The 19,435-nt window shown below is 38.0% G+C and carries 24 protein-coding genes, 1 pseudogene and 1 riboswitch; of the genes and pseudogenes, 5 read left to right on the top strand and 20 right to left on the bottom strand.

Annotated features, from left to right (window positions below):
- Positions 1-11: 11 nt before the first annotated feature.
- The 6 genes from HMPREF2574_RS08050 to HMPREF2574_RS08075 form a co-directional block, all read right to left on the bottom strand.
- Positions 12-560 carry a tRNA 5-(aminomethyl)-2-thiouridylate-methyltransferase MnmM gene (locus HMPREF2574_RS08050; RefSeq protein ID WP_024051505.1) on the bottom strand — a complete coding sequence of 183 codons (549 nt, stop codon included), beginning with the start codon at positions 558-560 and terminating at the stop codon, positions 12-14.
- On the bottom strand, positions 554-1,498 hold the full coding sequence (locus tag HMPREF2574_RS08055; protein ID WP_003023668.1) for a tRNA modification radical SAM protein MnmL/YtqA: 945 nt from the start codon (positions 1,496-1,498) through the stop codon (positions 554-556). The genes HMPREF2574_RS08050 and HMPREF2574_RS08055 overlap by 7 nt, the downstream gene beginning before the upstream one ends.
- A gap of 41 nt (positions 1,499-1,539) precedes the next feature.
- The gene (locus HMPREF2574_RS08060) at positions 1,540-1,866 is read right to left on the bottom strand and encodes an MGMT family protein (RefSeq protein WP_070811332.1); all 327 of its coding nucleotides are present in this window, start codon (positions 1,864-1,866) and stop codon (positions 1,540-1,542) included.
- Positions 1,867-1,896: 30 nt separating this feature from the next.
- A complete protein-coding gene (locus tag HMPREF2574_RS08065) occupies positions 1,897-2,547 on the bottom strand; it encodes a phosphatase PAP2 family protein (protein WP_024051503.1) in 651 nt (216 codons plus the stop codon).
- On the bottom strand, positions 2,537-3,100 hold the full coding sequence (locus tag HMPREF2574_RS08070) for an ECF transporter S component (RefSeq protein WP_070812425.1): 564 nt from the start codon (positions 3,098-3,100) through the stop codon (positions 2,537-2,539). The genes HMPREF2574_RS08065 and HMPREF2574_RS08070 overlap by 11 nt, the downstream gene beginning before the upstream one ends.
- A 148-nt stretch (positions 3,101-3,248) precedes the next feature.
- Positions 3,249-3,473: riboswitch (FMN riboswitch) on the bottom strand.
- A gap of 68 nt (positions 3,474-3,541) precedes the next feature.
- Positions 3,542-4,054: a tRNA (cytidine(34)-2'-O)-methyltransferase gene (locus HMPREF2574_RS08075; RefSeq protein ID WP_024051501.1), complete on the bottom strand. Its 513-nt coding sequence runs from the start codon at positions 4,052-4,054 to the stop codon at positions 3,542-3,544.
- Between the two features lie 361 nt (positions 4,055-4,415).
- Between HMPREF2574_RS08075 and trkA the strand changes: the two are divergent.
- From trkA to HMPREF2574_RS08090, 3 genes and pseudogenes are all read left to right on the top strand, one after another.
- Positions 4,416-5,680 (top strand): annotated as a pseudogene (gene trkA / locus HMPREF2574_RS08080) (Trk system potassium transporter TrkA).
- A gap of 3 nt (positions 5,681-5,683) precedes the next feature.
- The gene (locus tag HMPREF2574_RS08085) at positions 5,684-7,123 is read left to right on the top strand and encodes a TrkH family potassium uptake protein (protein ID WP_070812426.1); all 1,440 of its coding nucleotides are present in this window, start codon (positions 5,684-5,686) and stop codon (positions 7,121-7,123) included.
- Positions 7,124-7,508: 385 nt separating this feature from the next.
- Positions 7,509-8,450 (top strand): aminoacyltransferase, encoded by a 942-nt coding sequence (locus tag HMPREF2574_RS08090; RefSeq protein WP_257374291.1) that lies wholly within the window; start codon positions 7,509-7,511, stop codon positions 8,448-8,450.
- A 210-nt stretch (positions 8,451-8,660) separates the two neighbouring features.
- Here HMPREF2574_RS08090 and yidD read toward each other — a convergent pair whose 3' ends face one another.
- The 14 genes from yidD to HMPREF2574_RS08160 form a co-directional block, all read right to left on the bottom strand.
- Positions 8,661-8,915: a membrane protein insertion efficiency factor YidD gene (gene yidD / locus HMPREF2574_RS08095; protein ID WP_042753912.1), complete on the bottom strand. Its 255-nt coding sequence runs from the start codon at positions 8,913-8,915 to the stop codon at positions 8,661-8,663.
- Complete coding sequence (locus HMPREF2574_RS08100) at positions 8,915-9,640, bottom strand: pseudouridine synthase (RefSeq protein WP_024051496.1); 726 nt, start codon at positions 9,638-9,640, stop codon at positions 8,915-8,917. The genes yidD and HMPREF2574_RS08100 overlap by 1 nt, the downstream gene beginning before the upstream one ends.
- Positions 9,627-10,193 (bottom strand): SMC-Scp complex subunit ScpB, encoded by a 567-nt coding sequence (gene scpB, locus HMPREF2574_RS08105; protein WP_024051495.1) that lies wholly within the window; start codon positions 10,191-10,193, stop codon positions 9,627-9,629. The genes HMPREF2574_RS08100 and scpB overlap by 14 nt, the downstream gene beginning before the upstream one ends.
- The gene (locus HMPREF2574_RS08110) at positions 10,186-10,896 is read right to left on the bottom strand and encodes a segregation/condensation protein A (protein WP_024051494.1); all 711 of its coding nucleotides are present in this window, start codon (positions 10,894-10,896) and stop codon (positions 10,186-10,188) included. The genes scpB and HMPREF2574_RS08110 overlap by 8 nt, the downstream gene beginning before the upstream one ends.
- A complete protein-coding gene (xerD, locus tag HMPREF2574_RS08115) occupies positions 10,896-11,627 on the bottom strand; it encodes a site-specific tyrosine recombinase XerD (RefSeq protein ID WP_024051493.1) in 732 nt (243 codons plus the stop codon). The genes HMPREF2574_RS08110 and xerD overlap by 1 nt, the downstream gene beginning before the upstream one ends.
- Positions 11,624-12,085: a cyclic-di-AMP-binding protein CbpB gene (cbpB, locus tag HMPREF2574_RS08120; protein ID WP_024051492.1), complete on the bottom strand. Its 462-nt coding sequence runs from the start codon at positions 12,083-12,085 to the stop codon at positions 11,624-11,626. Before cbpB ends, xerD begins: the two co-directional genes overlap by 4 nt.
- On the bottom strand, positions 12,082-12,603 hold the full coding sequence (locus HMPREF2574_RS08125; protein WP_070812427.1) for a metallophosphoesterase: 522 nt from the start codon (positions 12,601-12,603) through the stop codon (positions 12,082-12,084). The genes cbpB and HMPREF2574_RS08125 overlap by 4 nt, the downstream gene beginning before the upstream one ends.
- Positions 12,579-13,565 (bottom strand): nucleoside-triphosphate diphosphatase, encoded by a 987-nt coding sequence (locus HMPREF2574_RS08130; protein WP_070812428.1) that lies wholly within the window; start codon positions 13,563-13,565, stop codon positions 12,579-12,581. Before HMPREF2574_RS08130 ends, HMPREF2574_RS08125 begins: the two co-directional genes overlap by 25 nt.
- The gene (gene racE / locus HMPREF2574_RS08135) at positions 13,562-14,356 is read right to left on the bottom strand and encodes a glutamate racemase (RefSeq protein ID WP_024051489.1); all 795 of its coding nucleotides are present in this window, start codon (positions 14,354-14,356) and stop codon (positions 13,562-13,564) included. Before racE ends, HMPREF2574_RS08130 begins: the two co-directional genes overlap by 4 nt.
- Before the next feature lie 93 nt (positions 14,357-14,449).
- On the bottom strand, positions 14,450-14,698 hold the full coding sequence (locus tag HMPREF2574_RS08140; RefSeq protein ID WP_003031614.1) for a YneF family protein: 249 nt from the start codon (positions 14,696-14,698) through the stop codon (positions 14,450-14,452).
- A gap of 54 nt (positions 14,699-14,752) precedes the next feature.
- Positions 14,753-16,003: a diaminopimelate decarboxylase gene (locus HMPREF2574_RS08145; protein ID WP_070812429.1), complete on the bottom strand. Its 1,251-nt coding sequence runs from the start codon at positions 16,001-16,003 to the stop codon at positions 14,753-14,755.
- Between the two features lie 84 nt (positions 16,004-16,087).
- On the bottom strand, positions 16,088-16,771 hold the full coding sequence (locus HMPREF2574_RS08150; protein WP_003023624.1) for a Bax inhibitor-1/YccA family protein: 684 nt from the start codon (positions 16,769-16,771) through the stop codon (positions 16,088-16,090).
- A 25-nt stretch (positions 16,772-16,796) separates the two neighbouring features.
- On the bottom strand, positions 16,797-17,288 hold the full coding sequence (locus HMPREF2574_RS08155) for an HDIG domain-containing metalloprotein (RefSeq protein ID WP_024051486.1): 492 nt from the start codon (positions 17,286-17,288) through the stop codon (positions 16,797-16,799).
- A 45-nt stretch (positions 17,289-17,333) separates the two neighbouring features.
- A complete protein-coding gene (locus HMPREF2574_RS08160) occupies positions 17,334-18,074 on the bottom strand; it encodes a TrmH family RNA methyltransferase (protein WP_070812430.1) in 741 nt (246 codons plus the stop codon).
- Between the two features lie 31 nt (positions 18,075-18,105).
- On the opposite strand from HMPREF2574_RS08160, the gene HMPREF2574_RS08165 reads away from it, so the two are divergent.
- Positions 18,106-18,384 carry an acylphosphatase gene (locus HMPREF2574_RS08165; RefSeq protein ID WP_022526596.1) on the top strand — a complete coding sequence of 93 codons (279 nt, stop codon included), beginning with the start codon at positions 18,106-18,108 and terminating at the stop codon, positions 18,382-18,384.
- A gap of 79 nt (positions 18,385-18,463) precedes the next feature.
- Positions 18,464-19,381, top strand: coding sequence for a membrane protein insertase YidC (gene yidC / locus HMPREF2574_RS08170; protein WP_024051484.1), 918 nt, complete (start codon positions 18,464-18,466; stop codon positions 19,379-19,381).
- The last annotated feature ends 54 nt before the right edge of the window (positions 19,382-19,435 follow it).

A 19,435-nucleotide genomic window follows, 5' to 3' on the forward strand; every position in this document is an offset into this window, starting at 1 on the left:
TTTCTCTCCACTTAGGTCATTTTTAATTTCTCAATCATCACTAAAAAGGGGGGCTGATTGATTTGGTTGATTGTTTTATAAAGGGCGACAGTAAATTCCTGCTGCGGCAATTGACTAACAAAGTCTAAAACTGCATCTCGCTCCACATCGCCACCTGCATGCCCATAGTAAATCATGATTGCAATCCGACCGCCAGCTACTAAACGCTGACATAATTTTTCCAAAGCCTGAATAGTTGTATGTGGCTGCGTAATCACTGTTTTATCTGCCGACGGAAGATAGCCTAGATTAAAAATAGCTGCTTTAATACTTTCAACATATTGATCCACATTTTCGTGACCTGTCAAAAGCAGTTCAACATTGTCCAATTTAGCTTCTGCCAAGCGCTTGGTAGTTTGCTCAACGGCTTGCTCTTGAATATCAAAAGCATACACTTTTTTAGCCAGTCGTGCCAAGAAAAGCGTGTCGTGCCCATTGCCCATAGTGGCATCAACGACGATGTCTTCATCAGTCACTACTTCCTCTAAAAAAGCATGTGCCATTTGTAATGGTCTTAACATATAAATCGTTGCTCCTTTGCTTTACACCCTTGAACGCTGCCGCGACGGTTCATTTCCTGTTCAATCGCATTGAGAACTTCCCATTTGTTGAGGCTCCACATAGGGCCAATTAACATATCTCGTGGCGCATCGCCTGTAATCCGATGAATGACGATATGCTTAGGGATTATTTCTAATTGGTCACAAACAATTGAAACATACTCATCTTGGCTAAGCAGCTGCAAGCGTCCTTCATGATAATCTCGTTGCATGCGTGTGTTGGTCATTAAATGCAAAAGATGTAATTTAATCCCTTGAATGTCATTGTCTGTCACACAGCGGCGAACATTTTCTATCATCATTTCGTGAGTTTCACCAGGTAAACCATTGATTAAGTGAGAAACTATCTCGATTTTTGGAAATTTCCGCAGACGTTGAACCGTTTCAACATATAATTCATAGGAATGTGCGCGGTTAATCAATTGCGAAGTAGCTTCATAAGTCGTCTGCAAGCCCAGCTCTACCGTCACATGCATGCGTTCGGATAATTCTGCTAGATAAGCAATCGTCTCATCAGGCAGGCAGTCTGGTCTGGTTCCAATGTTAATACCTACAACTCCTGGCTCATTGATGGCTTGCTCATATCGCTCACGAATGACCTCCACCTTATCATGGGTATTGGTGAAATTTTGAAAATAAACTAGATATTTCTTGACTTCAGGCCACTTTCGATGCATAAAATCAATTTCCTTGTAAAATTGCTCACGAATCGGTGCTTCTGGTGCTACAATGGCATCACCTGACCCAGATACCGTACAAAAAGTACAGCCACCATGAGCTACCGTTCCGTCTCGATTAGGGCAATCAAAGCCAGCATCAATCGGAACTTTAAAGGTCTTCTCTCCAAATAGTTTTCGATAATAAGCATTTAACGAATTATATGGTTTCATAACTTTCATTGTACCACAAAATAAAACAGAACTCGCGTTCGGAGTTCCATTTACACTTTACTAATGTCCGTTGGCTTCCATTGGTGCTTTTTCAAATCCACACAGCCATTCGTTTTAAAAGTCACTCCTTCGGCCCAAAGGAGATGTCTCTGCTCCTCCCACGCTGGCGCTAAGCGTCCTGCGGAATTAACCACACGATGGCAAGGATACTTCCCATAAAGTCCAGCCTGAGACAGGACGCGACCTACCAAACGAGCATTTCTTTCTCGCCCTATCAAATGCGCAATTTGTCCATAGGTAGTCACTTTTCCCACAGGAATCTGCTCAACTATTGACAAAATTTGAGTAATCAGACGTTTATCTAAAACTTTTGCCACCCTGCCTCCTCTAAACTGTCTGCTAACAATCTATTTTTGCTTTCCTGCAAAACGCCATTGGAAGCGCAACTTATCATAATAAGGAAATTCAATATGCAACATCCCTAAACCTAAGAAAAGACTTCCTAAAACATCTGTTGGATAATGAACTCCTAGATAAACGCGAGATGTCATGATTGTAAGAATGAATACCATGAGTAACACTTGCAGCAAATGTCTGAGATGACGATTTTTCACGCGCTGGCTCACAATAATCACTAACGCCCCAACAACTAACGTCGAAGCCAAGGCATGTCCACTCGGAAAAGAAAATCCACCTTCTTCTACTAAATGTTGGATCGTAGGACGAGGACGTTGATAGACATTTTTCAAAAGAGCCACTAAAATTCCCGTCAAAGCAAGATTTCCAGCCAAAAGAATCGCCTCACTCCACCATTTTTTATAAAGGAAAAGACCAACTAAAACTACAACCCAAGTTATAATAACGGGTATGTTGATTAGACTTGTCACGTTAGAAAAGAAAAATGTCAAAGAATCTGGTAAATCCCCACGCAAAATTGTCTGAGTTGGCCAATCAAAGCCTTTTAAATAATTAGGATGAAACTTGACAACATATCCTAAAATCACAAAAAGTAAAAGGGCAAAAGAGCCCTTGGTTAAAAACGTTTGTTTATTTTTCATACTTGATTAAAATTGGTTTCAAAAGCAGATAAATCAGCCAGAAGGCAACTGCAAAAACCACACCTTCTAATAGATTAAATGGAATGACCATTGCAAATAGATAGTTTGCCACACCCAGAATCTTTGAAATATCAAAATTAGCAAATGTTGTATAGAGTGGAATAGCATAGGCATAGTTGAGAATCAGCATTGCCAAGGTCAATCCGAGCGTCCCCACCACAGAAGCGATTAGAAAATGAACGGTTGTCTGCTCTTTTTTCCAAATCAAAGCAAAAGCAATTACGAAAACAGCAACCGCAATGATATTCATCGGCAAGCCAATATAAGTATTGACGCCTTGATTGTTCAGCAGCAGTTTGAGCGCCGAACGAACCAATAAAATGCTCAAAGCACCACCTAAATCCAACACCACTAATCCCAGTAAGATTGGTAAAATACTGAAATCTAGCTTTAAAAAGCTAGCCCCCGGTAAAATCGGGAAATCAAAGAACATCAGCAAAAATGAAATTGCTGAAAGAATGGCAACAACAGCCATTTTGCGTGTATGTGTCATAACAGGTTCCTCCAATTTATAAAAATTAGAGAAGCTGGAAGGCTTGCTGAAGAACGATTTCTCTAAATCAACGGAACCTTTGAAATAGTATAAGAAAATTTCCTTAAATAAAATTTAAAAGCTGTACTTTTAGACCTTCTTCATTGCCTCTCGTCTTCTCCCATCCAGACTGTACTGTCGGTTGTGGAATTGCACCACATCAGCTTACGCTCGCGGACTTAAAACAGCTATCCAGTTGGCAAAGATTTTGTTTTTAAATGAAGTGGCGTTTCAAAGGTACACAAAGAAACTACAACGCTATATAAAAACAAAAGATTGTCAACAGCTGCAAATTACCGCCGGTCGGGAATTTCACCCTGCCCTGAAGACCCTTTAATCATAACAAAAAAAGCCTGCTAGAGCAAGCATTTTATCCGATGTCGTCCATTCTTTTAAGAAATCCTATTTTAATTTGTCATGTGCATAGTGATGTACTAGCTCCAAACCTGCAAAATTCTGTTGCCGCAGGGCTTCATACACCAGCATACAGACTGTATTTGACAAATTCAGACTTCTGACATGTTCATCATTCATAGGAATACGCAGGGCTTTTTCAGAATGATCACGCATAAAATCTTCTGGCAATCCCTTATCCTCACGTCCAAACATGAAATAGTGATTTCCAACAGTTGCAAAATTTTCTTCCGCATAAACCTTCTCCGCAAACTTAGAAATCAAATACAATTGTCCGTCCATTTTACTCATGAACTCTTCTAAATTGTCATAATAAGTAATGTCCAGCTTATCCCAATAATCCAAGCCAGCCCGTTTCATCTTACGATCATCAATCGGGAATCCCATTGGTAAAATGATGTGAAGCGATGAATTCGTTGCTGCGCAAGTCCGTGCGATATTTCCTGTATTTTGAGGAATTTGTGGTTCAAAAAGAACAATGTGATTTTGAAATGTTGTCATATGTTATAACCTTCTCACCTACCTTAGTGAACTGTGATTGCTATCAAGCAAAAAAATAGCCACACTGCCCGGAGTCAAGCTCAGCAGACAGCGTGGTTTAAGGCTCATTAACTTACATCACAACAGGTTTGAGGTAAATCAATGAGGGTACTTTCTTAGTATATCACTTTATTAGCACATGTCAACAAAAAAAACTTTATTTTTTCATATTTTCTAGATTTTTATGATGAATTTTCAAGTTTTATCTTTTTATTTTCAATTACTGGACTCTTCTGAATAAAATATCTCTTTTTCTTTCTTCAAAATGATGAAATTTTTGCAAAAAAGGGTATGATAGGATAGGATACTTGGGAGGTATAAGATGAAAATTATTGTCGTTGGTGGCGGTAAAGTCGGAGCTGCACTCTGCCGTTCACTTGTGGCGGAAAATCATGATGTGATTCTAATCGAACAAAATGAATCTGTCCTCAATAGGGTTACAAAACGTTATGATATTATGGGCATTGTGGGTAACGGTGCCAATTTTAAAATTTTAGAACAGGCTGATGTCGGACATTGTGACATTTTTATTGCCATGACGGAGCAAGATGAAGTCAATATGATTTCAGCTGTATTAGCTAAAAAAATGGGGGGCAAAAGAAACGATTGTTCGTGCTCTTAACCCAGAATATTCAAATTCTTATTTTAAAGAAAAAAATATTCTTGGTTTTTCGCTCATTGTTAATCCTGAGCTACTAGCAGCCCGGTACATTGCAAATATCATCGAATTTCCTAACGCGCTTTCCGTGGAGCATTTTTCAAATGGACGTGTCAGTTTAATGGCCTTCAAAGTCAAACAAAATAGCAACCTCTGCCAGATGACTTTATCTCAATTCCGAAAAAAATTTGGAAATGTTCTGATTTGTGCCATCGAACGCGATAACCAATTGTTCATTCCAGACGGTGAAATCACCATTTTGCAGAATGATACTATCTATGTCACTGGAAACCGAGTTGAGGTTATTCTTTTCCATAATTTCGTTCGACCAAAAGTCATAAAAAGTCTGATGCTCATTGGAGCTGGGAAAATTGCTTATTACCTACTCAATATCCTAAAAAATAGCAAAATAAAACTGAAGGTGATTGAAATCAATCCGAGACATGCTGAATGGTTTAGTCAAGAATTTCCACATTTACATATTGTTCAAGGAGACGGTACCGCAAAAGACATTTTACTAGAAGAAAGTGCTCCGCACTATGACGCTGTTGCCACTTTGATTGGTGTCGATGAGGAAAATATCATTTCATCTATGTTCCTTGAAAGCATGGGTATTCAAAAAAATATCACGAAAGTCAATCGGACTAGCTTGCTTGAAATCATTGACAGTCAGGAATTTTCAAGCATTGTAACACCAAAGAGAATCGCTGTTGACACGATTATGCACTTTGTCCGCGGACGTGTGAATGCCCAATATTCTGATTTACAAGCCATGCACCACCTTGCCAATGGACAAATCGAAACCCTGCAATTTCAAATAAAGGAAGAAAATAAAATGACTGGAAGACCACATTCAAATAGGCGACCAAATCATCGTCACGACACTAATCCAAAATATCACGCAAATATATGATTTGTTAGAGAGGTAAGCCATGAATAGAAGTATGATTCGTTTCCTCCTCTCAAAATTGTTAATCATTGAAGCAGGACTGCTACTGATTCCCCTCATTGTAGCATTTATCTATCATGAACCCAATCAAAACCTGCTCTCAATTAGCGCTACAATTGGCATTCTCTTGGCAGTCGGACTTTTAGGCAGTTCTTTTAAGCCCAAAAATCATCATATTTATGCCAAAGAAGGGGTTTTAATTGTCGCCTTATGCTGGATACTTTGGTCCTTCTTTGGGGCGCTTCCTTTTGTTTTTTCAGGACAAATTCCTCATCTCATCGACGCTTTCTTTGAGATCAGTTCAGGCTTTACAACAACTGGAGCTTCTATCTTACCAGACGTCTCTGTTTTGTCACATTCCTTACTCTTTTGGCGTAGTTTTACCCACTTAATCGGAGGTATGGGAGTACTCGTCTTTGCTATTGCTATTATGGAAAATAATAAAAATGGTCATTTGGAAGTAATGCGAGCAGAAGTCCCTGGTCCTGTTTTTGGTAAAGTTGTCTCTAAATTAAAGGATACTGCACAAATTCTCTATTTGCTGTATTTAGCACTTTTTGCTATTTTTGTAGTGATTTATTATCTGGCAGGCATGCCTCTATTTGATAGCTTTATCATTGCCATGGGAACAGCGGGAACAGGAGGCTTTAGTGTCTACAATGACGGAATTGCTCACTATAACAGCTCTCTCATTACGTATCTAGTCAGTTTTGGAGTACTTATCTTTGTAGTGAATTTCAATCTCTATTACTTTTTACTATTGAGGAAATTTAAAGCATCCTTTGGCGATGAAGAATTGCGAACTTATCTCATTATTGTAGCATCTGCAACGATTTTCATCTGCCTTAATGTCTTTCATATCTACCAAAACCTCTCTCAAACTTTGGAGATTTCATTTTTTCAAGTCTCTAATATTATTACTACAACCGGCTTTGGTTTTGGAGACACCACGGCTTGGCCACTCTTTTCTCAGTTCATCCTCCTCATTCTTATGTGTATAGGGGGTTCTGCTGGTTCAACCGCCGGCGGTTTAAAGGTAGTTCGTTGCTTAATGCTGGTTCGCATTGCTAAAAATCAAGTATTGTCCACCCTCTCACCAAAGCGGGTATTGACTCTGCACGTCAATCATAGTGTAATTGACAAATACACTCAGCATAAAATCTTAAAATACCTTGTACTTTATACGATGATTATCATCTTTCTCATTTTCATCGTTAGTTTAGATAATAATAACTTGATGACAGTCGTCAGTGCCGTTCTTAGCTGTTTCAACAACATTGGACCAATGTTAGGAACAACTGATAGCTTTGCCATCTTTGGTCCTATTTCCAAACTCCTACTCTCTCTTGCAATGATCGCAGGGCGTTTAGAGATTTACCCAATGATCCTGCTCTTTATGCCACAGACATGGTCCAAACGATAGCATATCGCCTGAAAATCGCTGGTCATAAAACTAATATCTCAGACTGTAGACAAACCACCATTTTGGTAGGTTTGTCTTTTGTTTTCTAGAGAAAATGCTCCTTTGGATTGTTTTTTTATTTTCTTTTATCAACTAAGCCATAAATAAAATCCGTAAGAAACCTGAATTTCCTATGGCTTCGTTTGCCTATTCTTTTATAAATACAAAATTTTGGTGAATTAAAAATTTCATAATATTAAAATTCAAGAGCAAGTATTTTGACAGGGTTAAATTCTGGGTGATAAAATAGTTCAAAATAAAAACGTTTTCAAATAAGAAATAATTTTATTCTGTAGCTTCACCAGCTCTTTTTATTAACCTACAAATGATTAAGGAGTACAGAACAATGCCTTTAGAAATAATTACTAAAGAAGCATTTAAGCAACATTATCAAAAAGCGAAACGAAAATCCTTTATCCAATCCGTAGAAATGTCTATTCTATTGAAAAAAATAGGATATAATGTTGAGTTCATTGGCTTCTTTGATAACAATCAATTACAAGTATCAGCATTATTATTTAGTACAAAAATGGCAGGTGGTCCATACCTAGAAATCAACTCTGGACCTGTTGTCACTAATTATGAGTTCTTGCCTAAATTCTATGAAGAGTTAAAAATCTATGCAAAACAATTAAATGCTATAGAACTGGTTGTGAAACCCTATGATATTTATCAAGTCTTCAATAGTAAAGGCGATCCCATTAGTACAGAAAAGAAGGAACTTGTATCTATGCTCACCAACCTGAATTACCAATTTGATGGCTTGCAAAAGGACTATCCTGGAGGTGAAGGTGATTGGCATTTTGTAAAAGACCTAGATGACTTAACAGAAGAAACATTACTAAAGTCTTTTACTAAACAAGGAAAATCATTAGTCAAAAAGGCTAAAACATTTGGTATAGAACTGCATAAACTTAAACGTAATGAGCTTTATAAATTTAAGCAGATTACTTCATCAACTTCTGAACGTCGCAACTATAATGATAAGACTTTAGATTATTATGAAAAATTTTATGATAGCTTTGGAAGCAATGCAGAATTTATTATAGCGAGCATAAATTTCAAAAATTATCTGGAGCATTTACAAAATAATCAGGATGAATTATCTAAAAAGATTAAATTACTACAAGATTATCTTGAAGAAAACAACCATTCCTCTGAAAAAAAACTGAATCAATTTCGAGAACTATCTAGTCAATTTGAAACGTTTGAAATACAAAAAAACGAAGTATACCAACTATTAAAAAAGTATGGAGACAAAAGTACAATATTAGCTGGCAGTCTTTAGATTTCACACAGCGAATGCCTTTAAAACTTTTCAATTCTCATTGAGTATGAGATGAACCAGCAACAAAAGGCCAGCGAGAAATACAAAAAACGAGCAATTTTGATTTTCTGTTAGTTAGAATGTCAAAATTGTCCGTTTTTCTTATTTGTACTATTAAGTTATAGTATTTTATAAAGAATCTCTGGTTGACCACTTTATAGAGGATGCGTCTCAACCTCTTTCTTTGTCTTCTGCATAATTGCGCTTCAAACTAAAAACATCTGGTACAGGATCATCTCCTCCTTCTGCCCAAGGATGACAACGCAAAATACGTGCAATTCCCATTAAGACACCTTTAGCACCGTGCTTTTCAATCGCTTGAATCATGTAATTTGAGCAAGTAGGCTGATAGCGACAAGAGGGTGGAAAGGCTGGCGAGATAAACTTTTGATAAAAACGCACTGGTTCGATAAAGATTTTTTTCATCATTTTTTCTTCGTCACAGCTAGGTTATGTAACTGGCTGACCTCTTTTTTATTGAGACGGCGAGCTTCACCCGGACGAAGACCAGTTAAATTCAAATGACCAAATTGCGTACGAGAAAGTTTATCTACTTGCAAGCCAACAGCTTCAAACATCTTTTTCACTTGGTGATTTCGTCCTTCATGAATGGTCAACTGAACAACCGAACGATTCTTAACCGGGTCTACTTTCAGAATTTCGTAAACCGCTGGTTTGGTTTTTTTGCCATCAACTTCCACACCTTTGGTCAAGGGACGGAGAACTTCTTTATCAGCCATTCCCTTGACACGAGCTACATAGACCTTATCAATTTCATTTCGCGGATGAATCATCTCATCTGTAAAATCGCCATCATTTGTCAAAATCAAAGCACCTGACGTATCCCAATCAAGTCGACCAACTGGATAGATTCTCTCTGTGACATTTGGCAACAAATCAACTACCGTTGGACGACCTTTATCATCTGTCACGCTAGAAATGACACCGCGAGGCTTGTTTAAGAGATAGTACACTTTTTCTTCATTGTAAATTGGCTGACCACTGACCTCAACACGATCACCTGACTTAATCGTCGTCGCCAACTCACGAACAACTTGTCCATTCACAGTGACAAGCCCTTGTTTTATCAACTCTTCTGCCTTTCTACGGCTCGCAATCCCAGCATGGGCAATATATTTATTGATTCTCATCCTCTATCCTTTCAGTAAATAGCTGACTTTCTTCTGCTATTAACTCTGTCTCTTCTACTATTGGCAATTCTTCTAAGCTATTAATTCCCATATAATCCAAAAAATAATCCGTTGTCACATAAAGATTTGGGCGCCCTAGCACTTCTTTTTTTCCATTTTCACGAATCAAGTCAAATATCTGCAACTTTGAAATCGCACCACTAGAATTGACCCCACGAATCTCATCCACTTCCATTCTCGTAATAGGCTGCTTATAAGCAATAATGGACAAAGTTTCCAAGGCAGCTCTTGATAAACTTTGATTGATCGGGGCTTTTGAATATTTCCGCAACAATTCAGCAAAATCTTGCTTGGTAACAATTTTATAAGTATTCGACGTCTCTAACAAGGCAAGACTTGAATCTTCATCTTTTTGATACTTTTCTGCCAATTTCTCCAAACTCTGTGTCACTCCCGTAGGAGGCATAGAGAGGAGCTCTGCCAGTTGACGGACACGCAAGCCGTCCTCGCCCGCCACAAAGAGCAGGGCTTCAATCTCTGCTAACTTACTCATTTCTTTTTCCTATTAGATAAATATTCCCAAAATTTTCTTCTTGTATCACTTGAATTTCCTGAACTTTTACTAATTCCAATGTCGCTAAAAATAAGGTAATCACTTCATTCATATCTTTTGTTTCTGAAAAAATGGCTTGCAGAGCAATTTTTTCTTGAGAATAACAGCGTTCACGTATCACATCCATCATGTCTTCGATTTTATATTCATCTTTGACAATCGTTGTATGACTTTGAGCAAATTCTTCTCTTTTTTGCGTCATCAATTTAGAAAAAGCCAAAAATAAATCAATCGTTGTCTTATCATGGAGCAATGTTGCACCTTCATACACCAATTCAATTTTAGGTTTGGAATAATAAAGAGCTCGTTCTTCATGTTGCTCAGCCATTTTCTCACCTAATAATTTGAACTTCCGATATTCCTCAATTTGAGAAAGCAAATCTTGCTCCAAATCTTCTTCAGTTTCTAAGCTATCAGCTACTTTGGGTAAGAGTTTTCGGCTTTTAATCAACATGAGCTGACTTGCCATTACCATGTATTCACCCGTCACTTCTAACTTCATAGCTTGAAGCGTCGCTACGTAAGCCAGATATTGCTCAATAACCTCTGTAATCGGCACATCATAGATATCCATTTGGTATCTTGACACCAAATGAAGCAATAAGTCCAATGGGCCTTCAAAATCTTTAATTTTTATGTCCATTATCTGTATTTTTCCAACGTCATCATTGTTTTCAAGCCTAAATTGCGCGCAATTTCATATATTTCTACGCCTTTTTCTCGCTGGCGTAAAATATATTGCTCCCGCAAACCCTGAGCTGATAAAGTAGCTTGATTTTTTTCAATCAAAAAAGCCTCTAATTGACGAAAGCCCCATTGCCGCGAATAGCTTTTTCCATTCTTTTCTAACAAGTAAGTTCCTTCCAGAGTTGTTTCCAATTCTCCAATCAATTGGTCTGGAATGGGCACAATACGCTTTTGACCTGCTTTCTCAATGCGAATAATCTGAAAATCCAGATTGACATCTGCTACTTTCAACTGCAAAATTTCGCTTGGTAAAAGCCCCATTTCTAAAATGAGAAGCGCAATCAAGCGACCGTTGTATTGATTTGTATCTGCATAAAAATCAGACAAATCCAAAATTTCCGCATCGTGTTCTTTCGGGATTCCCACTTTTGGCAACTCCAAACGATAAAAATCTGAAATCAATCGTTGCTTATATAAATAATGCAAAAATTGATTGATAGCAGATAATTTTCGTTTCTGAACAGAAGGTTTAAAGTCAGCGATAGAAGCTTGGTAAATCCGCAGATTGGTCTCTGTAATTTTTGCATGGGTCACATCTACGAACTGCTCCAAATCATAAAAATAAGCTGTTTTTGAATTGTCAGATAAATTTTTTCCTTCTAAAAAGGTTGTTATTTCTTCTTTCATTTTGGATGAATCTCGTATTCATTCGCAAAACTATGCAAAAGAGCATTAACTGCTTTTAGGATAGATTTGCGTGTAATAATTCCTTGAAATGTATTGTCCTGATCAACGACTGGCAAGAAGGACTCATCTACTAACTTATGCAGCACTTCTGTCAATGTAAAATCCGGACCGACTGTCAGGTCATCTTTTTTCGCCATGTGAACAATATCCGTTGTCATAAATTCCTCATCAGGGATTTCATGCTGCATTTGGTAAGACAAGATATCTGTCAGCGAAATAGTTCCAACAAACTTTTTCTGATCTGTCACAACGGGTACTCGCGAATAGGTCATCTGACTCAACAACAAAATAGCATGATCAGCATTGTGAGTATCAATCAAGACAGCTAAGTTTTCTGCCGGTGTTAAAAAAGTATCTTCTTGCTGTAAGAGAAAATTTTCAAATTCTTTGGCAATCATCGAGTAAACTCCTTTGATAGGCGAGAATACAGTTCGTGTTGACGCGTATAATAGTTCACTTGAAATGCATCATCACTAATCTCTACCTTAGCATAAAGTCGCTCATTGATAACACCTCGCGGTCGGCTGATAGAACCTGGATTTAAAAAGAGTGTTTTTCCTTCCATCCACGCATCTGGAATATGTAAATGCCCATACAAACAAATATCTGCATTTACCTCTTGTGCCCAGAAGTCCAATTTTTGAAAACCAAAATTGATCTGTTGAAGATGTCCGTGAGTTTGCGCGATAATCGTGCCGTTTAAGTCTGTCACTAAGCGATCTGGATAACCATCATAGAAATCCATGTTCCCAGCTACAACGTAAATCCCTTGCCATACTTCATCATCACTTGGCAATTCAGAATCACCATTATGAAAAATAGCATCTACTTTTCCGAGATAATAGGTCTTTATCTCTTCTACAATAGCACGATCTCCATGAGAATCACTCATTACGATGATGGTTTGTTTTGCCATGTTGGAAATACCTCCACTAATTTTTGAACTGCTTGAGCTCGATGTGATTGAGCGTTTTTTTCTTCCATTGTTAATTCTGCAGATGTTTTGCCTGTTTCACCTACTAAAAATAAAGGATCATAGCCAAATCCATTTTCACCTTTCGGCTCAAAATTGATATAGCCTGACCAGTCAGCCTCTACGACCAGACTTCCTTTGTCAGGACTTGCCACCACAAGAGTTGTATGAAACTGTGCAGAGCGGTCTTTCAAGTCGAAAACCATTGCCAATTCATGTAGCAATTTTGCATTGTTTTCTAAGTCTGTTGCATCATTTCCAGCAAAGCGAGCAGACCAAACTCCAGGAAGACCACCTAGTGCATCCACTTTTAAGCCTGAGTCATCCGCCAATACCATTTTGCCAGTCAGCTTAGAAATGGTCTCTGCTTTCAAACGAGCATTTTCTTCAAAAGTCATTCCAGTTTCTGCTACCTCTGGCAAATCAGGGTAGTCATTCAGGTTTTCAATTTTGTAGCCTAATTTTTCAAATATTTTACGAAATTCAGCAGTTTTTCCTTCATTGCGAGTAGCGACTAAAATCGTATCTCCGACTGTCAAACCTGACAAGTTTTTCTGAGAAAAGAAATCATTCAGCTGAATCCCATTTTTAGGCAAATGCACTAAAACTAACTGTCCTTTTTCCGTAATCAGAATAGCACCTTTATGAAATTGCGCCTGAAACTGTGAATCTTGATTTTCATTAATCATTTGCAGGACAAATTGAACAAAAGACATTATGGAGTTATATTGAATCACTGCAACAGAAAAAGACTGCTCTTCAACTACTAATTGACGGAGCCCTTCTTCCATGCGACTCAATTCTTCTGAAACGACGTCTTTAAAATAGAATCCACCACCATAGGGAGACCATTCTCCAACATACCAATCTTGGGTATCTTTATACTCATAAATTTTGCTACTCATAAGGTCACATGCTCCACATTTATTTCTTTATTTAGCCACGTTTCTGCAATTTCAGCAAAACTTTTCGCATTTGCTGTTGTAAAAAAGCGGTGTTGAGGAAGTTCTCCTTCTCTGCTGTGATTGATTTCAAAATAATTGAGCAAAACAGAAATGTCCCGCACGCATTCTGCTCCACTATCAATCAGTTTCACTGTTGGTCCCATTACATTTTGAATGATTGGTTTTAGCAAAGGATAATGCGTACAGCCTAACACTAAAGTATCTACCCTGCCTTTTAGCGGCATCAAGCTCTCATAGACCACTTTTTTCGTAATGCTAGACGACAGCTCGTTAGACTCTACCAGTGGGACAAACTTGGGACAAGAAAGACTTGTCACCTCCACTTCTGGTAAAAGACGTTCGATTTTTTGCCGATAAATATCTGATTGAATCGTCATTGGCGTTCCAATAATGCCAATCGTCCCATGTTGAGAGGCTTTAATTGCTGCGCTAGCTCCCGGTAAAATCACTCCCAAAACTGGAATATCCAATTTTTCTTTGATTTCTTCCCAAACCACAGCAGTAGCTGTATTGCAGGCGAGAACAATCATTTTGACATTTTTAGTTAAGAGAAATTGCACTAATTGCCATGTATACTCGCGAATCTGATCTGCTGGTCTGGGACCATAAGGCGCACGTGCAGAATCACCGATATAAATCACTTCCTCATGTGGAAGCTGCCGCATCAATTCACGAACAACTGTCAAACCGCCCACTCCTGAGTCTAAAAAACCAATTGGTCGATTATCCATAAGTTCTTCTTTCTAAAGAAGGGACTGGGTGCAAGTCCCAAATCCCCATTCATTTATCTCTTTAAAAATCAAATTTTATACTGTTTTAACAGCTTATTTTTTCTTTTTAGCATTTTCAAGTGCTGCTTTTTGTTGATTTTTAATTTGACGATACACTTGTTGTACCTTTGCTTCATTTGGCTTTTGTCCATTTGCAGATAGCATCGTACGAACCGCATCAATATTCAAACGTGGATTGTCTGCAAATTCTTTTTCAATTTGTTTGCGAACTAGATACATTCCAGCGAGCATGCCACCAAAAAAAGCCACAATAATCAACAAAATAGCTAATAGTAAATTCATAAATATGTAATCCTCTTTTCCCTTTTTACATCTTCTTATTATATCAAAAATTGTCTATTTTTCAAAATCAAAGCCATACAAAGTTGCGAAGTAGTCCTCTGGTATTTCAGCACGCCGAATCATTCGTACACCGCCGTCTTCTTCCAGTAAAATTTCAGCTGAACGAAGTTTAGCATTGTACTGATGGCCCATTGAAAAACCATGTGCTCCTGTATCGTGAATCACTAAGGTATCCCCAATATTGGCAATCGGCAGTTCGCGCTGAATGGCAAATTTATCATTGTTTTCACAAAGACTGCCGACCACATCCACTATTTCTGTCGGTCCGTCTGGGTGATCCATATTTGTAATATGATGATAAGCGCCATACATAGCAGGACGCAGCAGGTTCACTGCTGAAGCATCTACACCAATGTAAGTGCGATAAGTCTTCTTTTTATGCAATACTTTCGTCACCAATAATCCATGAGGGGCCAGCATAAAACGTCCCAGTTCCGTAAAAATTTTAACCTTTCCTAAACCTGCAGGTGTTAAAATTTCCTCATAAACTCGGCGAACTCCTTGCCCAATCGCTAAAATGTCATTTGCTTTTTCTTCTGGACGATAAGGAACGCCTACTCCGCCTGAAAGATTGATAAAATCCAGGTCCACATTGGTCTCAGCTACGACCTCAACGGCTAATTCAAATAGCTGACGGGCTAATTCAGGATAATAATGATTCGTAACAGTATTAGAAGCTAATAAGGCATGAATCCCAAATTTTTTAACGCCCAAATTTTTTAAATCTTTAAATGCTTGGATGAGTTGTTCTTTGGTCATCCCGAATTTGGCTTCTTCTGGAGAATCCATAATATCTGTTCCCAACTCAAATACACCGCCTGGGTTATAGCGGCAAGAAATAATTTCTGGAATGCTCGCCACTTCCTGTAAAAATGCAACATCTTCATAAGCATCAAGATTGATAGTAGCTCCCAATTCACGCGCAAATTGCATTTCTTTTGCAGGCGTGTCATTGGACAAAAACATCATGTCATTTCCTGAAAAACCTACTTTTTGGCTCATCAAAAGTTCTACATAGCTGGCACAATCTACTCCACAGCCTTCTTCTTTCAAGATTTTCAAAATAGTCGGATTCGGAGTTGCCTTCACTGCAAAATACTCTTTAAATCCTTGATTCCAAGAAAAGGCTTTCTGAAGCGCACGAGCTGTTGCACGAATACCTTTCTCATCATACAAATGAAATGGTGTTGGAAATTGAGCTGTGATTTCAGCTAATTTTTCACGACTGATATAAGGTTCATTCATAACTAGTCTCATACTTTCTTTTCATTTGCTTTATTATATCATAAAAAAAGAAGCTGAAACCAGTCCAACTTCTAATTCTTGCTTTTAATTATCTCTTCCAAAAATACGAAGAATGCTGAGGAACAGATTGATAAAATCAAGGTAAAGGCTTAAGGCGAGTGAAACTGCCCAACCAGCTGCTACATTTCCGCCTGATTGCTCATAGACATAGCGAATTCTTTGATTATCCCAAGCAATCAATCCAGAGAAGATAATCACACTAATAATGCTAATGATGAAATCTAGTCCAGAACTTCTAAGGAAAATATTCACCAAACTAGCGATGATAACTCCAATCAGACCTGCTATAAAGGATCTGCCCAGACCAGAAAGATCTTTTTTGGTAAATTTCCCAATCAATGCCATAGCAAAAAACATCGCTGACGAGGTAATGAAGGCTGCTAAAACCGTTGCTTGTGTGTAAAGAGCCAACACTAAACTAATCGTAAAGCCATTTAAAGCCGAATAAACTAGAAAAGTTGGCAATGCAGCTGGATTGTTTTTGGCAGACATTCCTGAAGCTACCCAGACAAGAACCAACTCAGCAAAAATAGCTAAGTAAAAAATCCAACTATTCGCCATTATTACTGAATAAATCACATCTTGAAATATTGTTAACATCAAAGCCGAGACAAGGGCAGAAATGCCAATCCCCATACCGACTAATGAATAAACTTTAGCGTAAAAACTATTGATACCACTATTTTCTTGAATAATTGTATTGTTCATAAGCTCTCTCCTTTATTGTTATATGTTATGATTTTAACATTTTTCTGTGGAAAAGTCTTCTTTTAGCCATTCTTTTCCGAACTGGCGCCATTGCTTCCTTAATTGCCCAGTATTTATCCACCATGGTGACAATATAAGCCTCTTTATACCGCGGTGGTGCCAATGTTGCTCCCCACATATGCTTAACAATAATATCTTCTTCAACTTTATTCAGCCTGGTCACTTTGCGTGCATTTCGTACTGCTAAACGAGGGTGTACCCAAGCATGGCTTTTATTAAATTTCGTTTCCCGCCAATCATAGTAAAACATATCGTGCAGAAGACCTCCACGCGCGGTACTTTTTGCATCCCAACCTAATTTCTTAGCAATTTTATAACTCGTATAACTAACATGAATCGAATGTTCCAAACGGTTGGAATAAATGTGATGTGTTATGGTTTTTAATTTCTGGACGCGTGGTTGAGCAATCAATTGTCCAACATGATCCATATACTCTTTATCTTCTTTATAAAGCATAGAACCACCTCCATGTGCTTCAAATTATAAATATATTTCTAAATTTTAACTTAAAGAAAAGATGAGAATTCCTGCTGCAACGGCGACATTTAAACTCTCAGCTCGTCCTTTCATCGAAATATGAATGAGGTAATCAGCTGCTTCTGCCATTTCAGAACTAATCCCCTGACCTTCATTTCCCAACACAAGAGCAAAATCCGACAGTGGTGCTAACTCCCGATAATCCATCGAATCTTTTGAAAGTGTCGTTGCCAATATCGGAAATTGTACTTGTTTAGCAAGGTCAAGAAAATCTGCTGTTTTTACTCGATAAATAGGCAAATGAAAATGGCTGCCTTGCATGGAACGCAGAGTTTTCAGATTGTAAATATCTGCTGAATGCTGCGAAATAAACACCCCATCATAGCCAGCCGCATCAGCTGTTCGGATAATCGTGCCCACATTCCCCGGATCTTGCACATCTTCTAAAAAAAGATATTTCCCTTTGAGAACGGAAGGAAGCATCTGTTTTTCAAAAGCAATTTCTGCCACGATGCCCTGCGGTGTTTTGGAATCAGCCAAATCCGCCAAAATTTCTGCCGTCACTACATGAACTTGAGGAAAATCCTGCACTCTGTTGACAAATTCTTCTAAAACAAAGATATGCCGAATTTTAGCTTGTGCATTGACTGCTTCTTCAAATAAATGCCAGCCTTCAATCAAATAAGAATCTTTTCGATATTTTTTTTGAAGTAATTTTTTAGTATTTTTTACCACATTATTAGCTTTTGAGGTTATAATATTCATAGAACTATTATATCACAAAAAGGAGGCTCACATGCAAAAAGTAAGAATGATTGCGCAAGGTCGTGTGCAAGGTGTCGGCTTTCGTTGGGGTGTTTACACACTTGCCAAAGAAATCGGTGGTATCACCGGTCGTGTCTGGAATAATGAAGACGGAACTGTAGAGATTTTAGCACAAGCGAAGAATTCTGCCCTCATGGCAAAATTTATCCAAGAAATCCGCAAAGGACCAACGCCATTTTCAAAAGTCAGCTATTTAGATGTCACAATGGCTAATTTTGATTCCTATTCAGATTTTAAAATTGCAAATTAGGTCTCAAGAACTATTGTATATTTAGAAAAAAAACAGTAGAATAGAAAGGTATTATTTTTTAGAAAAAGGAAACAAACACGTGAAAAAATTAAATCGTATTTTATTCTCAGGGTTAGGGCTGTCTATGCTTCTGCTACTCTCAGGATGTGTACAAGTCAAAAATGGTAAGCCTGTTGGATTGGTCTGGGATATTATCGGAAGACCAATGAGCCTTGCCATTCAGTATTTTGCTAATAATATGGGGCTTGGTTTTGGTGTTGCCATCATCATTGTTACTTTGATTGTCCGCTTGATTATCCTTCCGCTTGGACTTTATCAGTCTTGGAAATCAACTTACCAATCAGAAAAGATGAATTATTTGAAGCCTATTTTTGAACCTATCCAAGAACGCATGAAGAACGCTGAAACACAAGAAGAAAAACTGGCTGCTCAGCAAGCTCTCATGGCTGCTCAAAAAGAAAATGGTGTCAATATGCTCGGAGGTATCGGATGTCTTCCTCTCCTGATTCAATTACCATTTTTCTCTGCCCTTTATTTCTCTGCTCAATACACTGAAGGAGTAGCTAAGAGTGTCTTCCTAGGAATTCCACTCGGAAAAGCCAGCATTCTTCTCACCATTATTGTCGGAATTTTGTATTTCATTCAATCTGCTTTGACCCTTGTCGGCGTTGATGAGGTTCAAAAAGAGCAAATGAAGAAAATGATGTACATGAGCCCGCTCATGATTGTCATCTTCTCGTTCACAGCTCCAGCAGGTGTTACACTTTACTGGGTAGTCGGTGGTTTCATCATGATTATCCAACAATTGATTATCAATCATTACATCCGTCCTCAACTCAGAAAACGCGTAGCTGAAGAATATAAAAATAATCCGCCTAAAGCCATTAAAAATTCTGGTCGTAAAAAAGATGTAACACCTCAAGCACAGGCCGTTATTGAAAATAGAAAACAAAATAAAAAGAAAAATCGTAACGCTGGAAAACAACGTTCAAGATAAGCAAAAAAGCTGGAACAATCATGTACTGCCCCCAAAAAGTTAGACAAAAAATAT

Source organism: Streptococcus sp. HMSC034E12 (genome assembly GCF_001835915.1).
Classification (GTDB): Bacteria; Bacillota; Bacilli; order Lactobacillales; family Streptococcaceae; genus Streptococcus; species Streptococcus vaginalis.